The following is a 17,686-nucleotide window of genomic DNA, read 5'->3' on the forward strand; positions in this document are numbered from 1 at the left end:
CGTGGGTCTCGGTTGGGCATCCTGCCGATCGAAGTTCACCGCCCCGGCGGAGGCCGGGGCCCAGTTGGGGGACGGCGGTAACGATCGGCGATCCTCCATTATTTCCACCTTTCCAACTGGGCCCCGGCCTCCGCCGGGGTGGTAGCGGGGTGGGTGGTGAGTTTTAATAGCCAGCGCACGTTCGCTGAAACGAGAAAAGGCCGCTGCCCGGTTTGGGGCAGCGGCCTTTTCCACGTGCATACGCGATCGCGTCCCCCTCCCCGTTCGTGCTGAGCGTAGTCGAAGCACCTGCGTTTGGGGCTTACCCTTCGACTTCGCTCAGGGCGAACGGGAGGTGGAGGGTGCTTCTACTTAAAAGCGGAACGACACGGTGCCGCGCAGCGAGTGCCAGCGGAACTGGTCGTCGCTGCGGCGGAAGGCCGTGCCCGCGGTGTTGGGGGCGAGCACGAACGGGTTGTTCGCGAGCAGAACCGGGCTGCCGGTGATCGCGCTGCCAGCGGTGACGAGGACGCGGGCGTCGTCGTCCTTGTACTGGTGGTAGGTGTATTCCATGCCGATCGAGATGTTCTTGGTCAGCTTCTGCTCGATGCCGCCGCCGCCGACATAGCCCCAGCGCTTGTCCGAGCCGGTGGCTGCGAACGCGTTGGCGGTGTTGGTGGTGAAAAACAGGTTGTCGATCTTGGCATAGCCGGCGCCGCCGGTGGCGTAGAACAGCGTGTTGCGCGCGGCGAGACCGGCGCGGAGGCGCGCCGAACCTTCCCACTTCAGCTTGCGCGCCATCGTGTAGCTGGCGGGCGTGGTCGAAAAGGCGGCGACGCTGTCGGTGATCTCGGACTTGCCGAATTCGCCGACGATGCCGACCACGAACGCGCCGCGCTGTACGTCGAAGCCTGCACGGCCGTAATACGACCAGCCGTCGTCGTCGTTGCGGCAACCATAGGCGGGCACCGCGGTGCGGGCCGAGCCGTTGCAGAAGCCCGGCGAGAAGGCATTGGCGCCGGTGATGGTGTTGACGCTGTCGCTGAAATTGCCGTCGTTGTTGCGATCGAACAGGATCGACGAGCCGATGTCGTTGCCCTGGACGTCATAGCCGCCGGCGGCGCCGATATAGACGCCCGAGAACGGCTTGCTGTCGCGGTCGGTGGTCATGTCCTGCGCGGCGGCCGGAACGGCAAAAATGCCCGCGGCGGCGAGGCCGGCGAGCATGGTGAGCTTCGTGAAGTTGGTCATGGTCGTTCCCCAAACGAGGGGCCGCGACGCTCCCGATGAGCGCCGCGACCCGGATTTTCCTGTTTCAGTTCGTGACGACGATCACGCGTTGGCGCCGCTCGTGCGCAGCGAATCGAGGCGGTTGTTGGTCCCGTTGGGGAAGAAGCCGCCACCGATCTTCGCAGTGGGCGTCAGGTAGACGATGTTGTGCACCTGAGCGACCGAGCGGCTGTAGGCGAGGCCGTTGGCGTCGGTCGGCACGATGTTCGAGATCGTCGGATCCGACCCGGTGATGCCCTGATCGTCGTCGCCGATCACGCCCGTCGTCGTGTTGGTGACGGTGCCGTCGAGGCTGTCGCGCGCGTCGCTGATCTGGTTGGCGGCAGTGATGAGCGACGGAATCGGGTTCGGCGTCTGCAGACCCTTGCGGTACAGGATCGTGCGGATCAGCCCTGCGTGATACGCCTCTGCCGCGAGGATGCCGGCGGCCGCCTCGAGATAGGTCTTGTTGGCGATCAGCGGTGCTGCGCCCTTGTAGGCCGACACGCCGACGTCCTCGAAGATGTACGCGCCGAGCAGGAAGCTGTTGTCGTCGGCATAGGGGTTGAACACGCCCGTTGCGCCAATGACGCCGGCCGCGCGGGCGGCCGCCGTGAACGCGCCCGGTGCGGCTGCCGTGCCGACCGAGATGTCGATCGCCGGCTGCGCAACGGCTGCGCTGCCGAGTGCAGTGCGCAGGAACGCGACGTGCGCGACTTCGTCGATCGCGATTTCGCGCGCATATTCACGCACCACGGCATCCTGGAACGGCACCTGTGCGCCGCCGGTGACCGCACCCTGCGTACCGATGCCGGTCAACAGGCTGGCGTTCAGGCCGACACCGAATGCCGCGAACGCGTAGAACTGCGCTTCGAGATATTCGAGGTTCAGCGCGACGTTGAGCACGTCGGCATCGTTGAGCGCGGCAACCGGCGCCGGTCCCGGAGTCGGGGTCGGTGCGAGATCGGAATCGTCGCTGCCGCATGCCGACAGGAGCGTGGCGCCACCGATGGCGAGCGCCGAGCCACCGGCGAAACGGAGGAAGTTGCGGCGTTCGTTGCGACGGCTGGCAATCGCGTCGAATATTTCGAGCTTGGTATTGAGATCGGTCATTGGGTTAATCCCCTGAATAGCGAAGAAGAGCGTTGGGCGAGGCTGAGAAGATCAGGCTGCCGCGGTGCTCGTCTTGATGTTGCCGTTCATGCCGTTCGGGTAGAACCCGCCTGCCGACGCTGCACCGCTGTTGAGATAGACGATGTTGAGCACCTGGCTGGCCGAGCGGCTGTAGGCGACGCCGTTGCTGTCGAGCGGGACGATGTTCGACACGGTCACCGCCGCCTGCGTGGTGGCGAGGTTGATCGGCGTCGCGCTGTACGACGAGATGCCCTGGTCGATATCGTTGGTGCCGAAGATCGTCGTGTTCGCACCACCGCCGTCGAGGCTGTCGCGCGCCTTCGAAATGGCATCTGCGGACGTGCGCAGCGACGGCGTCGCGATGCCCTTGCCGTACAGCGTCGTACGGACGATCGCGGCATGATACGCCTCGACCGCGAGCAGGCCGGCAGCCGCCTCGAGGTACGCCTTGCTGGTGAGCAGCGGGGCGGCGCCCTTGTATGCGGTCACGCCGACGTCTTCGAAGATGAACGCGCCGAGCAGGAATGCCTCGTCCGACGCATAGGGATCGAACGCGGTGCCGGCGGGGACGAGACCAGCGGCCTGGGCCGCGACCGAGAAGGCGCTGGTCGGCGAGACGCTGACGTCGATCACCGGCTGCGCGACCGCCGACGAACCGAGCGCGGTGCGCAGGAATTTGACGTGGGCGATCTCGTCCTGTGCGATTTCACGCGCATATTGCTGCACGATCGGATCGGTGAAGGTGACCTGGCGACCGCCACGGACTGCGCCCTGCGTGCCGGTGCCCAAGAGCAGGCTATTGTCGAGCCCGGTGCCGTAGGCGGCGTAGGAATAGAATTGCGCCTCGAGATATTCGAGGTTGAGCGCGAAATTCAGGACGTCCGCGTCGGTGATGGTCTGCGCCGCCGCCGAGCTGGAAAAGGACAATGCGGTCGCACCGGCCGCGGTGACCGCAGCGGCGCCGAGCGCAGTCTTAAAGAATTCACGCCGCTCGCTGCGCCGTTCAACTCGCGCATCGAGGGCTTCGATCAGGTGCACGCTCTCGGTCATATCAGGGTCCTCCCCTTGTAGTTGCAGACGTCGGAGTTATTGAAACAATCGAACAATCCGGACCGATGAGAGTAACACCCTGTCGCCAAGGCCCAACTCGTAACGCGCTCTATTGCGGGCATAATGATGCCGTCCAGCTTGAGGAACGGACGCAAGCGGGAAATGGACGCAGCCTTAACGGCAATGTTGTGAAATAAATTTCAGACGTGGTGGAGCGGCGGCGGGGTGATCTTGCGAGTCGCTCGGGGGGGGTGGGTTGCGGGAGCTTCGGAAGCTCCGGCTGGGCAGTTCGCACGCTTGGTTGGTCAGCGTGGCGGAGTGACGCTTGGGGTTGGCGCTTCCGGAAGCCGCTCGGACACGATGTACTGGAATGTGGACGTTCGAGACCCATCGATCCTCCCCGCCAGGGGAGGATCGATGGGTCTCGAAGTTTGCCCAGTATCATTTGGGCCGGCCTCGGATCGGCCAGCCTCGGATCAGCCGGCCTCAGATCAGAAGGTGTAGGTCAGCCCCAGCGCGTAGAGCCACTGGTCCGCGCTGCCCACGTCGGCGACGATCGGGGTATCCTTGTACTTGCCGACCATGCGGCCGTAGAGCACGCCGGCACCGACGCCGAAACCGTGGCGGAGATCGCCCGACAGGCTCTGCACCACGAACAGCGATGCGTTGACGCGGCGGAAGCCACTGTCGTTGACGTCATAAGTCCGGAGGCCGCTGGCGAGCGTACCGATCGGCGTCACCGCCGCATAGGTCCGGCCGAAGCCCTTACCGGCGTAATCCGCGGCGACGCCGAGCGAGACGAGCGTACGGACCGACAATGGCGTGGTGTAGTTCACCTGCGGCGTGATGACGTAGCTGTCATAAGTGCCCGAGACGTCATGAACATAGGCGACGCGCGCGGTGAGCGTATCATAGTCGCTGGTGATGACGCCGGTCCGGGCGACGCCGACATAGCCACCCAGTTCATAGGCGGTATCGATCTTGCCAAGCGCGCGGACCTGACGGTTGTCGATATCGCCGGTGCGGTCGCGGCGGACGCCACCGATCACGCCCAGTTCGAAATTGGTGCCGACCTCACCCGTGTTCGGGATCAGGTTGAAATAGAGCTGCGTGCCGCGGAGGAAGAAGTCATGCCCACGCACTGTGCCGACGAAGGCGCCGGCGGGGGTGAAGGAATTGCTGTCCGCACCTTCGTAATCGGGCATCGACACCACGCCGAGCGCGACCGTGACGCGGTTGTTGTCCTTGGGATCGGTGATCGTCGGCGACGGGTTGGGATCGGTCTGGGCGAGTGCCGGCGTGGCGATCGCGAGCACCGCGATTGCGGCAGACGTGAAGATAGAGAATGCGCGCAAGGAAATGCTCCGGACAAAAAGGTTCCAGCGCAAAACGCAGCGCCTTCGTTTTCGGTCCGTTACGATCGGTCAGAAGATGTAACGCATTTTCACCTGTTGCATTTCGGCATCACCGGCGAGCATGAACCGGGCCGCCGAAAAGCGCGGCGGCCCGAACCGGACCGCGGCATTGCGCGAGAATCCATAGCCTTCGCGCGGGATCCCCGCGATCGTATCGAGCTTCGCGTTGCTGTTCTCGTCATGGATCACCGCAAGCGCATAGCCGCGCTGCGGCAAGCCGGGAAAGCTGGTGGTATGGACGCTCGCCGGGATCGACCGGGTCAGCGCATTGGCGTCGTCGACGCAGGCCGGAAAATTGTCCGGGTCGGCGGTGAGGCAGATCCGGATCATGCCCTTTGCCGAACGGAGATTGTCGATCTCGACGTCAAGCCGCGTGACGGGAGCCGCCGCTGCCAGCGTCAGCCATGCCAGCGTGCCCGCTACTGCGAGCGGCAGCCTTCGCGTGCGCCTTGGTGAAGTCGCCGAGTCCCTTGTCGGTGCCGCAGAGCCGATCCCAAAAGCGGAAATAGAGGCCATAGTTGCACCCGTATTGTTCGTGATGGCGCTGATGATGGCTCGCCGTGATCAGCCAGCCGCCCAGTGCGCCCCGCCACATGAACCGGGGGAAAACCTCCTACCCCATGTGATTGGTTACCCCCATAGCGGTCATGATCGTCAGTACCAGACCCAGTGCGCCGACATTGATCGGAATTAGGAACACCAGTAGCGGAATTATCACAGCACCGGTGATCGCCTCGATCGGGTGAAACGCCATCGCCGCCCACGCGGTCGGCGGGCGGCTGGCGTGATGCACCGCGTGCGCGAGCTTGAACGGCTTCGGCCGATGCATCCAGCGATGCGTCCAGTAGAACCAGGTGTCGTGCGCGAACAGGAAGGCAAGCACGGAGACCGGCAGATACCAGAGCGGGTAGGCGTGGACGTCGGTGTAGATCTGCGTCCAGCCGCGATTCTGCCAGCCCCAGGCGACGATCCCTGCGGGCACGCCGTAGATCGCCGCCGAGGCGATGCTCCACCAGATCTCGCGCCGCATCTGCGCGTCGAGCCCGCGATAGAGCCCGAGATGACGCGCGCGTCGCGGCTGCGAACGCGCCGGAGACGATGAGATACCGGATGCCGACGATCGCGGTCATCGCGATCGCGGAGAGGACGATGGCGAGCCTCATGAGGGGCTTATACGGGAATTCGGGGTTTTGGGTAATGGCATAACCGGCTCGGGCCCATCGATCGGAGTCGATATTGCCGGAACGGACCGAGCCACCGAATCGAACCGATACCGATCGGTTTTCAGGGCGCCGTCATAGCGTATCGGCGATGGAACAATAGTGTTCCGAAGCGCGCCATCCGCATACCCTGCTAGCACCAGCCAGCGTAGCGCCGGTTAAAGCCTGGTGATCAAAAGACTTATTCTGGCGCCGAAGTACATGTTAATAAAATTGACTCGTTCATTAATTATGAACTTTTTAAATAGATTTACATTTATCCAGTAGTTATTTTCTCAAATTACGTAGATATCTAACAACATAATCCGAATTGAACATTGACCGCACATTTGATTAGAGTCGTAATTGATGCTGATCTATTATCTTCTAACAAGAAGCTTAGGAGATGAAGCATGTCCACGATCAACATCATGATTGCCGTCGACGTCGAAACTGCACAGTCCACTGCGAGCGGAACGACTATAACCCAGGGGTTATATATGATCGATACGACCGGGTATGAAGGTACGGCCGAAGCAGGGAACGAATTGAACACGCCGTGCGACGCGGGCGACGTACCCGTCTGGACGATTTACCCGATCAATCCGAGCGACAATATCGCGATTACCGGGTTCACCGGACAGTGCGTCAACGACGGAATCTTCCAGAATCTCGAACAGCAGAAAACACCTGCGGGCGTCGATTACTGGACATGCGTCATCAATGAGGGGACGGGATCTGCAAAATACCAGTACAGCCTGAACATTTCGATGTCGGGCAAGACATATTCCTATGATCCGTTCTTTACGGTTACGGCCAACTAAGCCCGCGATGTCGTGGCACCCGTTCGAAATGCGTTGTGACATACGTCGGTTATGACCGATCTGTATGCGGCAAATTCCGAGCGGGTGTCATGGGCGGTAACGGCCAGAGACATTGCTGCCCGCCATCCATACTTATAAACGTCGATTTCGGTCAGTTTACATAGTCTCGAGGCGCACATCGACCCTTCGGACGCATTCGGCGGTTTGGGGCAGGTATGCCGTCAATCCATAAAAGGGGTGGTGACGGCGAGGCGCGTCTGGGACCGAGATCCGCAACCGGGATACGTAGAGGACATGCTGGCCTGGTTCGTCCGGGCAAGTTCCTTTGGGGCCGCCTGCATCTCGACATACCCTGCCTTCCGCGGGTGCCGAGGCTTGGTACGTTATCCGGGCGACCCTCCTACCGTTGCAATAGGCTCTATGCAGTGCGCGGAATCGTGATAGCCTTCGTGTCAGAGCAGGATGACCTGCCTATTCGGAGAGTGATGCATGGCAAACCACAGCGCCGCGCGGGGATACCGACCTGGATACGGGCAATAACAAGAAGGGGCTGATCTACGTGATCTCGGGCGGCATCCTGGCCCTGGGGCTGGTGTTGATGGCGTTCTACGACCGCGCGGGCGATCCGATGCCGATCGCCTCGGTGCAGAAACCGGTCGTCACTGCGCAGCGCTGATCGCGGGATCCTCTCGGCGCGCGGTGCGGTCGAAGATCAGGATCGGCGCGTCCCGGTACGTGCCTTGCGTGCGCAGGCGATAGCCTAGCCGTTCGGCGAGTCGGATCGAGGGAGCGTTGGCGGGGTCGATGATGCAGGTCGTCGCGGGGATACGCGCGTCGGTCCAGGCGAGGATCGCGGCGAGCGCTTCGGAAGCGTAGCCCTGGCCTTGCGCGTCGCCGGTAAGGGTCCAGCCCACCTCCGGAGCCGCGTCGATTTGGGGCTCAATCGCCCGCCGCGCTTCCATCAGGCCGAGTTCGCCGATCAGGCGGCCGGCGGCGTCGCGCGCGACCCAGCTGCCGTACCCGAACAGCGTCCATTGGCCGATCGCGCGCAGGAGACGAATCCAGACGTCTTCGCGCGATCGCGGCTGGCCGCCGATCATCGCGTAGACGCGCGGATCGGCCCACATCGCCGCGCAGTCTTCGAGGTCGGTGGCGGCGTGGCCGGTCAGGGTCAGGCGGGCGGTGGTGAGTGTCGGGGCGGATATGAGTGTGCGCATGGAGGCAGGCTAGCGGCATTGGTGGGTTGAGGGGAACACCCCCTGCCCTCGCCTTTCTCACGGCAAAGGCGCCGCAATCCTTCGATCTTCCCCCGCCGGGGGAGGATCATCCGACGATGCAGGTTGTCTTCGGCGGTGATTGGTTTGCAAAGGTTGTTTTCGAGCCTCTCGCTTTGCGCTAGTCGGAGGCATGGCATCGACGATCTCCTGCGACGTCGCGATCGTTGGCGCGGGTTTGGCCGGCGGGATGATCGCGCTGGCGCTCAAGGCCAAGCATCCTGCGCTCGACGTACGACTGATCGACTCCGCGCAGGTCGTTGGCGGCAATCACCTCTGGTCGTTCTTCGGCAGCGACGTGGCGCAAGGAGATCGCTGGATCGTCGCCCCGCTCGTGGTGCATGCGTGGCAGGGCTACGACGTGCGCTTTCCAGCGCATGCGCGGACGATCGATGAAACCTATTATTCGATCGAGAGCGAGCGGCTCGACCGCGAGGTCCGCCGGGTGCTCCCTGCGCATGCGCTGATGCTCGGGCGGAAGGTATCGGGCGCGAGCGCGACCGCGGTGGTGCTGGCGGATGGCGACCGGATCGAAGCCACCGGCGTGATCGACGCGCGCGGGCCGGGCGACCTGTCGCTGCTCGACCTGGCGTGGCAGAAGTTCCTTGGGCGCGAACTCGCGTTGAGCGCGCCGCACGAGGCGCCAAAGCCAATGGTGATGGACGCGACCATTCCGCAGATCGACGGGTATCGCTTCGTCTATTGCCTGCCGTTCAGCGCGGACCGGATGTTCGTCGAGGACACCTATTATAGCGACACGCCCGATCTCGATATCCCGGTGCTGGGCGATCGGATTGACGCGTATGTCACCGCGCGCGGCTGGTCGGTCGACAACGTCGTGCGCGAAGAGTCCGGCGTGCTGCCGGTCGCGATGGGCGGCGATTTCGAGGCCTATTGGCGCTCGGGCGGCGCGCATGTCGCCAAAGCTGGCATGCGCGCAGGGATGTTCCACCCGACCACGGGGTACTCGCTGCCCGACGCGGTTCGGACTGCGGCTATGCTGGCGGGGCGCAATGATTTCTCAGGAGCGAAACTCCACGACGCGACGCATGCGGTGGCGCGCGACGTGGAAGTCGCGCGGCTTCTACCGGATGCTCGACACGATGTTGTTCCGCGCGGCGGAACCAGAGGAACGCTACCGCATCCTCGAGCGCTTCTACCGCCTATCCCCATCGCTCATCGGCCGTTTCTATGCCGGACGTTCGACCCTTGCCGACAAGGCGCGCGTTCTGACCGGCAAGCCCCCCGTCCCCATCGTGCGCGCCGTCCGCGCCATCGCAGGCAGTATGTCATCATGAAGACCGCAATAGTCATCGGCGCAGGTTTCGGCGGGCTGGCGCTCGCGATCCGGCTGCAATCCGCGGGCGTGCAGACGACGATCGTCGAATCGCGCGATAAACCGGGCGGACGCGGCTATTATTGGGAGCGCGACGGCTTTACGTTCGATGCGGGGCCGACGGTGATCACCGATCCGGATTGCCTGCGCGAATTGTGGGCGCTGACCGGGCGCGACATGAGCGAGGACGTGACGCTCGATCCGGTGCTGCCGTTCTACCGGTTGAACTGGCCCGACGGGACGAACTTCGACTACACCAACGACGACACGCTGATGCGGTCGGAGATCGAGCGGCTGCATCCGGGCGACTGGGAAGGCTATCTGAAGTTCCTCGATTACTCCGCCGGGGTGTTTCACGAGGGCTATGAAAAGCTCGGCCATGTCGCGTTTCTCGACTTCGGGTCGATGATCAAGGCGGCGCCGGCGCTGGCGAAATATCAGGCGTGGCGGTCGGTCTATTCGATCGTGTCGAGCTTCGTGAAGTCGGAGAAATTGCGCGAGGCTTTGTCGTTCCATACGCTGCTGGTCGGCGGCAACCCGATGACGACGAGCGCGATCTATGCGCTGATCCACAAGCTGGAGCGTGATGGCGGGGTGTGGTTCGCACGCGGCGGGACCAACCGGCTGGTGGCGGCGCTGGTGACCCAGTTCGAACGGCTGGGCGGCGTGCTGCGGCTCGACGATCCGGTGACGTCGATCGAGACTCTGGGCGACCGCGCGACGGGCGTGACCTGCGCTAGCGGCTGGTCTGCGCAGGCGGACGCGATCGCGGCGAACAGCGACATCATGCACACGTACCGCGACCTGCTGGCGACGTCGCGTAGTGCGAAGCGCAAGACGGGCTCGCTCGAACGGAAGAAATATTCGCCGTCGCTGTTCGTGGTGCATTTCGGGATCAAGGGCACGTGGCCGGGTATCCCGCACCACATGATCCTGTTCGGGCCGCGCTATAAGGGGCTGCTCGAGGACATTTACGACCACGGCGTGCTGAGCGAAGATTTCTCGCTGTACCTGCATCATCCGACGGTGACCGATCCGTCTCTGGCACCCGAGGGGCATTCGACCTTCTATGCGTTGGCGCCGGTGCCGCATCTGGGCAAGTTCCCGGTCGACTGGGACGAGATCGCGCCGATCCTGGAGAAGCGCATCCTCGACGAGATCGGGCGGCGGTTGATCCCGGACATCCATGAGCGGATCGTGACGAAGTTCTCGTACGCGCCGAAGGATTTCGCGCAGGATCTGAACGCGCATCTGGGTAGCGCGTTCTCGCTGGAGCCGGTGCTGACGCAGAGCGCGTATTTCCGGGTGCATAATCGCGACGAGCATATTCCGAATTTGTACTTCGTGGGCGCCGGGACGCATCCGGGGGCTGGGATTCCGGGGGTTGTCGGGAGTGCGAAGGCGACTGCTCGGTTGATGCTTGAGGGCGAGAAGTAAGAAATTTGTTCGCGCAGAGGCGCGGAGGCGCGGCGATTGTTGCATCCGGTTTTTCGGTCGGCAGACACAACTATCTGTTCGTCGAAGGTGATCGGGCAGTCGCTGCGCGACCAGCGGTACATCTCCGCGCCTCTGCGCCTCTGCGCGAACAAAATCTTCCCTTGCCGCACCCTGCGCGCTTCCCCTAGCGAGGCGGGATGAAGAGACTTGCTGTGTATTGCGGGTCGGCTACGCCGGCCGATCCCACCTATATCGAGGGCGCTCGGGCGCTCGGACGCGCGTTTGCCGAGCGGGGGATCGGCCTCGTTTATGGCGGTGGGCGGACCGGACTGATGGGCGCGATCGCGGATGGGGCGCTTGAGGGCGGCGGCGAGGTTATTGGGGTTATCCCGCAGGCGCTGGTCGACGCCGAGGTCGCGCATCGCGGGCTAACCGAGTTGCACGTTGTCTCCGGCATGCATCAGCGGAAGCAGATGTTTACCGATCTTTCCGACGGGTTCGTGACGATCCCGGGTGGGACGGGGACGATGGACGAGTTGTGGGAGGCGCTGAGCTGGGCGCAGCTTGGCTATCATGCGGATCCGGTGGGGTTGCTGAATACCGCTGGGTATTACGACCACCTGATCGCGTTCTGGGAGAAGATGGGCGAGGTTGGATTCTTGCGGCCGCAACACCGTGATCTGCTGATCGTGGCGGATACGCTGGACGTGCTGCTCGACCGGATGGCGGACCATGTTCCGACGCAGCCGATCGTGCGGATGAACGCGTCGGATTTGTGAGGTTCGAACCACATCCTGACACCCTGCTCCACCCCGGCGGAGGCCGGGGCCCAATTGGGGAACATGAATTGGTTCGCGTTGCGCGTCGTTACTCCAACTTTTCCAATTGGGCCCCGGCCTTCGCCGGGGTGGTAGTTGTCCGGGTGATCTCGTGATTCACCCCCTCCCCTCGCGCGAGGCGATCGTCGCTACCGCGCACGAATCGATCTCGCGTGGATCGAAGAGTTTTGCTGCCGCCAGCCTGTTGTTCGACAAGCCGACGCGCGAGCGGGCTTGGCTGTTATATGCGTGGTGCCGGCGGTGCGACGATATCGCCGATGGGCAGGATCATGGCCATGGCATGACCGTGGTCGAGGATGCCCCTGCCCGGCTCGTTGCGCTGTCGGCGATGACCGAGCGGGCCTTGGCAGGCGAAGTCGTCGGTGAGCCGGCGTTCGATGCGCTGCGGATATTCGCCGCCGAAACCCGGCTGCCGAAGCGGTTCGCGCGCGATCTCGTCGAGGGCTTCGCGCTCGATGCGCGCGAGTGGCGGCCGCGGTCGGAGAACGACCTCTACAAATATTGCTACCATGTCGCGGGCGTCGTCGGGTGCATGATGGCGATCGCGATGGGCGTCGATCCCGACGACGAGGACACGCTCGACCGCGCATGCGACCTGGGGATGGCATTCCAGCTGGCCAATATCGCGCGCGACGTCGAGGAGGATGACCGGGTCGGGCGGTGCTACCTGCCCGAGGACTGGCTGGTCGAGATGGACTTTCCGCCGGGGCAGCACATGAAGCCGCCGTTCCGCTCGCGGCTCGCGGTGTTGACAAAGCGGATGGCGGATCGGGCTGCGGCGTTCGAGACGAGTGCGCGCGAGGGGACGCCGGCGCTGTCGTTCCGCTCGGCGTGGGCGGTGCTGTCGGCGGCGGGAATTTACGGCGCGATCGGGCGGACCGTGGCGGCTCGGCGCGAGCATGCGTGGGATCACCGGGTGACCACGTCAGGGATGCAAAAACTGGGGTTTATCGCCAAGGCGGCGCGAGAGGCCGCGCGGCGGGAGACCCTGTATCCGCGGGCTCCGAGGGATGCTCGGTTGTGGACGCGACCTAGGTGATCACTGCCGGCTAGTTTGTTCTCCCGCGAATGCGGGAGTCCAGTCTGGGTCCCCCGCCTTCGCGGGGAAACAGTCTAGCCCTACGACTTCGCCTTGCCGGTCTTTGCCATCAACTGGCCCTGCGCACGGCAATTCGCGCCGATCATCGGGTAGGGAACATCGGTGTTTCGCGCCAGCTGGTCGGGCAGCGCCGCGCGGCACTGCGCCATCGTTTCGTAGCGCGACGGGATCACGCGGGCCTCGGTGCAGTTCACATTGCCGTCGCCGCAACCCATGATCGCCATGACGTAGAACAGCGGTTCCATTTCACTCTCCGGTTGCGGGCCCAATTACGAGCGTGCCGTTGCGGCAGGACGTATCGATAAAAGCGACGAAGTGGCAGGATTGTTCCCCCAACTGCTTTCACCGGGGCTTGACTGCGCCTACATCGCGTCGATCCATGCCCCCTGATACCTACACCTCCACCCGCGCGGACCAGCCGTTGCTGCCGACTCTCCGCCGCTTCCTGCCGTTTCTGTGGCCGGCGGGGCAGCCCAAGCTGAAGGCGCGGATCGTCGTCGCGATGCTGCTCGTGATCGCGTCGAAGCTCATCCAGGTCTTTGGCGCAGCGTTTACGCTGAAATACGCGGTTGACCGGATGGCGGGGAACAATCGCGGGGCGCTGACGCTCGTCGTGTTGCTGGTGGTCGGGTATGCGGCGTCGCGGTTCGGGACGACGTTGTTCGACAATCTGCGCAACGCGGTGTTCGAGCGCGTCGGGCAGGACGCGTCGCGGCGGCTGGCGGCGCAGGTGTTTCGCCATCTCCATGCGCTGAGCCTCGATTTTCACCTGTCCAGGCGGACGGGTGCGGTCACCAAGGTGGTCGAGCGCGGCACCAAGAGCATCGATACGATGTTGTATTTTCTGCTGTTCAACATCGCGCCCACGGTGTTCGAACTGGTGCTGGTGCTCGGGCTGTTCTGGACCAAGTTCGGCTGGCCGCTGGTCGTCGCGACTGTGGTGATGGTGGTCGGCTACATCCTTTTCACGCGGATGGTGACCGACTGGCGCAATGCGCTGCGGGCGCGGATGAACGACCTCGATACCGGCGCGGTCGCGCATGCGGTGGATTCGCTGCTGAACTTCGAGACGGTGAAGTATTTCGGCGCGGAGGAGCGGGAGGCGCGGCGTTACGACAGCGCGATCACGGCCTATTCCGAGGCGGCGGTGAAGAGCGAGAATTCGCTCGCGTGGCTCAACCTCGGCCAGGCGCTGATCACCAATGTGATGCTGGCGGGCGGCATGGGCTTCGTCGTGTGGCGGTGGAGCCGCGGCGAGGCGTCGGCGGGCGACGTGGTGTTCGTGTCGACGTTGCTGGCGCAGCTGTTCCGGCCGCTCGACCTGCTGGGAATGGTGTATCGCACGATCCGGCAGGGTGCGCTCGACATGGCGGCGATGTTCGACCTGATCGATACGCCCGCGACCGTGGTGGATGCGCCGGGCGCGCCTGCGCTGGCGGTGAGCGCGGGGCATGTCCGGTTCGAGGGGGTGTCGTTCGGGTATGATGCGGGGCGGCCGATCCTGCGCGATCTGGAGCTGGATGTGCCGGCGGGATCGACGCTGGCTGTCGTTGGGCCGTCGGGTGCGGGCAAGTCGACGCTCGCGCGGTTGTTGTACCGGTTCTACGACCTGACGGGCGGGCGGATTACCGTCGACGGGCAGGATATCTCGGAGGTTCGGCAGGCGTCCTTGCGCGCCGCGATCGGGATTGTGCCGCAGGATACGGTGCTGTTCAACGACACGATCGGGTACAATATCGCGTACGGGCGTGAGGGCGCGGAGATGCCCGAGGTCGAGGTTGCCGCGAAGGGGGCGGCGATCTCGGGGTTCATCGAGCGCCAGCCGCTGGGGTATGAGACGCGGGTGGGCGAGCGTGGGTTGAAGCTGTCGGGTGGCGAGAAACAGCGCGTGGCGATCGCGCGGACGTTGTTGAAGAACCCGCCGATCTTGATCCTGGACGAGGCTACCTCGGCGCTGGATAGCCGGACCGAGGCGGAGATCCTCGACACGCTGGAGGCGATCGAGCGGGGGCGGACGACGATCGTGATCGCGCACCGGCTGTCGACGGTGGTGCATGCGGACCAGATCGTCGTGCTGGAGGCGGGGCGGATCGTCGAGAAGGGGACGCACGCGGACTTGCTGCGGCAGGGCGGCGTGTATGCGGAGATGTGGAACCGGCAGGCGCAGGAGCGCGCGGGGGATGACGATGGGGCGTTGGCGGCGGAGTAGGGGCGGCCCACCGCGGTTGTTGTAACGGCGAACACTCGCCACACTATTCTCAGTCACCCCGGACCTGTTCCGGGGTCCACTGTTCCGCGCACTCTCACGTTTCGAGCTCTGGGACGGGTGGATGCCGGAACGAGCCCGGCATGACGGAGAGTAGACTCACCCCCGCCACCCCCGGCGAAGGCCGGGGCCCGATTGGGGGACGTTGCTAACTGATGGCAGCGCGTCGTTATTGCCACCTTTCCAATTGGGCCCCGGCCTTCGTCGGGGTGGGTGGTGGTTGGGTGCTGGGTGGAGCGCTAACGGCGAGTAGCGCGGAGTGCACTAACGCTTCTGTTCCCTCGCGAACGCGGGGGCCCAGGAATCAGGGGCGATGGCACGGCTTGGTCCTGGGCCCCCGCTTTCGCGGGGAACGGAAGTGAGGCGTTGCTTCATTCCATGCCGGACTACGCCGGGATCGAGGGATCCAACTCGCGCAACCTTGCCTCGATCGCACTCGAATATTGGTAGATGTGCGTCAGGTCGGACAGCAGATGCCGCGTCTCGTCCTTGCCGGCGAACATGCCGAGATACTTGGTGGTGATGCCGTTGAAGTGCATCCGCGCGACTGTTTTCCGGTTATTGTCGTCGAGCAAAATCGCGCAGTACGACTTCGCGTCGCGGACGATCACGCGTTTCGGGTCGACGAGTCGCGAGGCGATCGCCTGGATGATGTGGAAGCCGGATATCTCCTCTTGGGTGGTGACGATGCCATCGCCATCGGAGGGGTCGTCGGACGCACCCGGCGGCAGGTCCTCGACCGGGCTCGACGCCTTCAGTGCGGACGACAGGCGTTCGTTGACGAAATCGCGGATCAGCGCGGCGATCGCTGGCGCGAGCAGCTTGGCGAACCCGTCTTTGATCGCCGGCGTCAGGCGCCCGCCGTGGACGCGCTGCGCCATCATCCGGACGAACTCGTCGGAGGGTTCGGCGAACTCCTTCTCCAGTTCGAGGCGGATCAGCGACTGCGTCTTGAGGTTGCCCGCCTCCTGGACGATCTTGTCGATGTCGAACGCGGCCTTGGTGAATTTCTCGAGCGTGCGGATGTCGCCGGGCTTGATCGCGTCCATCGTGAAGGTGAAGAAGGGCTTGTCGTCCATCTTGTTCGGGCGTTCGATGTCCGAATAGAATTGGTAGACGACGCCGTTGGTGAGCACCGCGAGCCGCGCGTCGGTGACGCTGAAATAGCGGAACAATTGCCCGGCGTGGTTGACGTTGAGCTGGACCGAGGACGGCTTGCACTCGATCAGGATCGACACCTTACCGCCTGCGCAGATCGCGTAGTCGACCTTTTCGCCCTTCTTGGTGCCGACGTCCGCGGTGAATTCGGGGACGACTTCGGACGGGTTGAAGACGTCGTAGCCGAGCGACTGGAGAAACGGCATGACGAGCGCGGTCTTCGCCGCCTCCTCGGTCAGCAGGACTTCGCGGTGTTCGATCGTGCGCTTCTGCAGTTCGGCCAGCCTGATGTTCAGTTCCATGCGCGTCCCCCCGGATTGAACGGGGAGGATGCGCAGGAAGTTGCGGCGGTCCATGAGCGGACCGCGAGAACCCGACCCGATCTCGATCTATTGCGCGCGGCGAGTGCGGCGCCAGTAGAGGAAGGAATAGAGGATCGGCGTCGCGACCGTCACCAGCATCAGCGCGATGACGAACGAGGTGCGGTTTTCGCTGTGCATCGGCAGCACCGCGACCAGGATCAGCGCGAAACCCGCCGCCATCATGATCCGGCCGCCATAGCGGTGCGTGGCGATCCAGTTGTCGGGGTCTATGATCGCCCACGGCGTGCGGATGCCGACGAAGAAGCCCGGGCGCGACTTGGGCAGGACGTTGCCGAGCATCACGAACAGCGCGCCGATCCCGACGAGCATCGTCGTGGGCGGTAGCGCGAGACCGAAGGCGGGCGCGGCGACCATCGCCTCGACGAGGATCATGATGCCGAGCAGCCCGACCCAGCCGGTGCGATAGAGCGGCGCGGATTGCTCGAGCTCGTCCTGCATCGGTTCGATCGAGGGCAGCGCTGCCATCATCAGCGATATTGCGATCGTGAGCGCGGCCGGCATGAACAACGCGGTGCCGGCGTTGGCGAAGCGATCGGGGAGACCGTCGGGCCCCCAGTGCGTCGGGAGTTGCGTACCGGCGGGCAATCTACCCAGCGCGACGGCCGCGACGATCGCGAGACCGACGGTGGTCAGTGCCGAGGCTATGATCAGGTTTCGGTAGCGCATGTGTCCCCCTTGCGTGTGCGTCGCCGACGCGGAGCCGGCCCATGAAGCCCATCACCACCTCCTCCATCACCGACAGGTCGAGCGTGTAGACGATCGACGTGCCGCGGTTTTCGGCCTGGATCAGGCCGGCGGCCTTCAGCTTGGCAAAGTGGTTCGACATGGTCGGCTTCGACACCGCGAACGCATCGGCAAGCGCGCCGGCGGTCATCGCGCCGCCCTTCAGCAGTTCGAGAATCCGGCGGCGCGTAGGGTGCGCGAGGGCGTCGAAGACCGAGTCCATGGAGGATGCATATTAGGAGTTAGGCTAATTAGCAATATGGCTAATCTTGGCGTTGCATAATTGGAGAAGCACCTCCCC

16 protein-coding genes and 2 pseudogenes are annotated in these 17,686 nt (G+C 64.0%); 7 read left to right on the plus strand and 11 right to left on the minus strand.

The genetic code is table 11. From position 1 onward, the window contains the following. Positions 1-351: 351 nt before the first annotated feature. From QP181_RS13570 to QP181_RS13595, 6 genes and pseudogenes are all read right to left on the minus strand, one after another. Positions 352-1,230 (minus strand): outer membrane protein, encoded by an 879-nt coding sequence (locus QP181_RS13570; RefSeq protein WP_333928858.1) that lies wholly within the window; start codon positions 1,228-1,230, stop codon positions 352-354. A gap of 81 nt (positions 1,231-1,311) precedes the next feature. After that, positions 1,312-2,361, minus strand: a complete 1,050-nt coding sequence (locus QP181_RS13575) for a ferritin-like domain-containing protein (protein WP_333928859.1) — start codon at positions 2,359-2,361, stop codon at positions 1,312-1,314. A 51-nt stretch (positions 2,362-2,412) separates the two neighbouring features. Next, the gene (locus tag QP181_RS13580; protein ID WP_333928860.1) at positions 2,413-3,432 is read right to left on the minus strand and encodes a ferritin-like domain-containing protein; all 1,020 of its coding nucleotides are present in this window, start codon (positions 3,430-3,432) and stop codon (positions 2,413-2,415) included. Between the two features lie 491 nt (positions 3,433-3,923). Further along, positions 3,924-4,787: a MipA/OmpV family protein gene (locus QP181_RS13585; protein ID WP_277984222.1), complete on the minus strand. Its 864-nt coding sequence runs from the start codon at positions 4,785-4,787 to the stop codon at positions 3,924-3,926. 69 nt (positions 4,788-4,856) lie between these two features. Beyond that, a complete protein-coding gene (locus QP181_RS13590) occupies positions 4,857-5,282 on the minus strand; it encodes a DUF2141 domain-containing protein (RefSeq protein ID WP_333929638.1) in 426 nt (141 codons plus the stop codon). Next, a pseudogene (locus QP181_RS13595) lies at positions 5,212-6,010 on the minus strand (sterol desaturase family protein). Before QP181_RS13595 ends, QP181_RS13590 begins: the two are co-directional and overlap by 71 nt. A 449-nt stretch (positions 6,011-6,459) precedes the next feature. On the opposite strand from QP181_RS13595, the gene QP181_RS13600 reads away from it, so the two are divergent. Further along, positions 6,460-6,870 carry a DUF8788 domain-containing protein gene (locus QP181_RS13600; protein WP_333928861.1) on the plus strand — a complete coding sequence of 137 codons (411 nt, stop codon included), beginning with the start codon at positions 6,460-6,462 and terminating at the stop codon, positions 6,868-6,870. Positions 6,871-7,529: 659 nt separating this feature from the next. Here the strand turns inward: QP181_RS13600 and QP181_RS13605 are convergent. Continuing rightward, positions 7,530-8,087, minus strand: coding sequence for a GNAT family N-acetyltransferase (locus tag QP181_RS13605; protein ID WP_333928862.1), 558 nt, complete (start codon positions 8,085-8,087; stop codon positions 7,530-7,532). A 247-nt stretch (positions 8,088-8,334) separates the two neighbouring features. Here QP181_RS13605 and crtY point away from each other — a divergent pair. From crtY to QP181_RS13630, 5 genes and pseudogenes are all read left to right on the plus strand, one after another. Continuing rightward, positions 8,335-9,150: pseudogene (crtY, locus tag QP181_RS13610) on the plus strand (lycopene beta-cyclase CrtY); the annotation flags it as partial. A gap of 43 nt (positions 9,151-9,193) precedes the next feature. Then, entirely contained in the window at positions 9,194-9,442 is a 249-nt protein-coding gene (locus QP181_RS13615) for a lycopene cyclase family protein (RefSeq protein WP_333929639.1), read from the plus strand. Beyond that, positions 9,439-10,917 (plus strand): phytoene desaturase, encoded by a 1,479-nt coding sequence (locus tag QP181_RS13620; protein ID WP_333929640.1) that lies wholly within the window; start codon positions 9,439-9,441, stop codon positions 10,915-10,917. The genes QP181_RS13615 and QP181_RS13620 overlap by 4 nt, the downstream gene beginning before the upstream one ends. Before the next feature lie 197 nt (positions 10,918-11,114). After that, complete coding sequence (locus tag QP181_RS13625; RefSeq protein WP_332756100.1) at positions 11,115-11,696, plus strand: LOG family protein; 582 nt, start codon at positions 11,115-11,117, stop codon at positions 11,694-11,696. Positions 11,697-11,850: 154 nt separating this feature from the next. Then, on the plus strand, positions 11,851-12,795 hold the full coding sequence (locus QP181_RS13630) for a phytoene/squalene synthase family protein (RefSeq protein WP_333929641.1): 945 nt from the start codon (positions 11,851-11,853) through the stop codon (positions 12,793-12,795). A gap of 80 nt (positions 12,796-12,875) precedes the next feature. On the opposite strand, the gene QP181_RS13635 is transcribed toward QP181_RS13630, so the two are convergent. Then, positions 12,876-13,100, minus strand: a complete 225-nt coding sequence (locus tag QP181_RS13635) for a hypothetical protein (protein ID WP_333928865.1) — start codon at positions 13,098-13,100, stop codon at positions 12,876-12,878. A gap of 134 nt (positions 13,101-13,234) precedes the next feature. Between QP181_RS13635 and QP181_RS13640 the strand changes: the two genes are divergently transcribed. Then, entirely contained in the window at positions 13,235-15,064 is a 1,830-nt protein-coding gene (locus tag QP181_RS13640; protein ID WP_333928866.1) for an ABCB family ABC transporter ATP-binding protein/permease, read from the plus strand. 443 nt (positions 15,065-15,507) lie between these two features. On the opposite strand, the gene QP181_RS13645 is transcribed toward QP181_RS13640, so the two are convergent. The 3 genes from QP181_RS13645 to QP181_RS13655 all read right to left on the minus strand — a co-directional run bounded on the left by QP181_RS13645 (position 15,508) and on the right by QP181_RS13655 (position 17,608). Then, positions 15,508-16,581: a type I restriction endonuclease gene (locus QP181_RS13645; RefSeq protein WP_192238455.1), complete on the minus strand. Its 1,074-nt coding sequence runs from the start codon at positions 16,579-16,581 to the stop codon at positions 15,508-15,510. 87 nt (positions 16,582-16,668) lie between these two features. Beyond that, the gene (locus QP181_RS13650) at positions 16,669-17,328 is read right to left on the minus strand and encodes an SdpI family protein (protein WP_333928868.1); all 660 of its coding nucleotides are present in this window, start codon (positions 17,326-17,328) and stop codon (positions 16,669-16,671) included. Continuing rightward, positions 17,249-17,608: a metalloregulator ArsR/SmtB family transcription factor gene (locus QP181_RS13655; RefSeq protein WP_333928869.1), complete on the minus strand. Its 360-nt coding sequence runs from the start codon at positions 17,606-17,608 to the stop codon at positions 17,249-17,251. The genes QP181_RS13650 and QP181_RS13655 overlap by 80 nt, the downstream gene beginning before the upstream one ends. Between the last annotated feature and the right edge of the window lie 78 nt (positions 17,609-17,686).

Origin of the sequence: Sphingomonas sp. LR55 (assembly GCF_036856015.1) — a bacterium.
GTDB lineage: Bacteria > Pseudomonadota > Alphaproteobacteria > Sphingomonadales > Sphingomonadaceae > Sphingomonas.

Coding starts and splice junctions, on each gene's coding strand:
- QP181_RS13650 (WP_333928868.1), bottom strand. CDS start 17,328: ATGCGCTACCGAAACCTGATCATAGCCTCGGCACTGACCACCGTCGGT.
- QP181_RS13615 (WP_333929639.1), top strand. CDS start 9,194: ATGCGGTGGCGCGCGACGTGGAAGTCGCGCGGCTTCTACCGGATGCTC.
- QP181_RS13625 (WP_332756100.1), top strand. CDS start 11,115: ATGAAGAGACTTGCTGTGTATTGCGGGTCGGCTACGCCGGCCGATCCC.
- QP181_RS13620 (WP_333929640.1), top strand. CDS start 9,439: ATGAAGACCGCAATAGTCATCGGCGCAGGTTTCGGCGGGCTGGCGCTC.
- QP181_RS13645 (WP_192238455.1), bottom strand. CDS start 16,581: ATGGAACTGAACATCAGGCTGGCCGAACTGCAGAAGCGCACGATCGAA.
- QP181_RS13640 (WP_333928866.1), top strand. CDS start 13,235: ATGCCCCCTGATACCTACACCTCCACCCGCGCGGACCAGCCGTTGCTG.
- QP181_RS13570 (WP_333928858.1), bottom strand. CDS start 1,230: ATGACCAACTTCACGAAGCTCACCATGCTCGCCGGCCTCGCCGCCGCG.
- QP181_RS13635 (WP_333928865.1), bottom strand. CDS start 13,100: ATGGAACCGCTGTTCTACGTCATGGCGATCATGGGTTGCGGCGACGGC.
- QP181_RS13600 (WP_333928861.1), top strand. CDS start 6,460: ATGTCCACGATCAACATCATGATTGCCGTCGACGTCGAAACTGCACAG.
- QP181_RS13655 (WP_333928869.1), bottom strand. CDS start 17,608: ATGGACTCGGTCTTCGACGCCCTCGCGCACCCTACGCGCCGCCGGATT.
- QP181_RS13580 (WP_333928860.1), bottom strand. CDS start 3,432: ATGACCGAGAGCGTGCACCTGATCGAAGCCCTCGATGCGCGAGTTGAA.
- QP181_RS13605 (WP_333928862.1), bottom strand. CDS start 8,087: ATGCGCACACTCATATCCGCCCCGACACTCACCACCGCCCGCCTGACC.
- QP181_RS13575 (WP_333928859.1), bottom strand. CDS start 2,361: ATGACCGATCTCAATACCAAGCTCGAAATATTCGACGCGATTGCCAGC.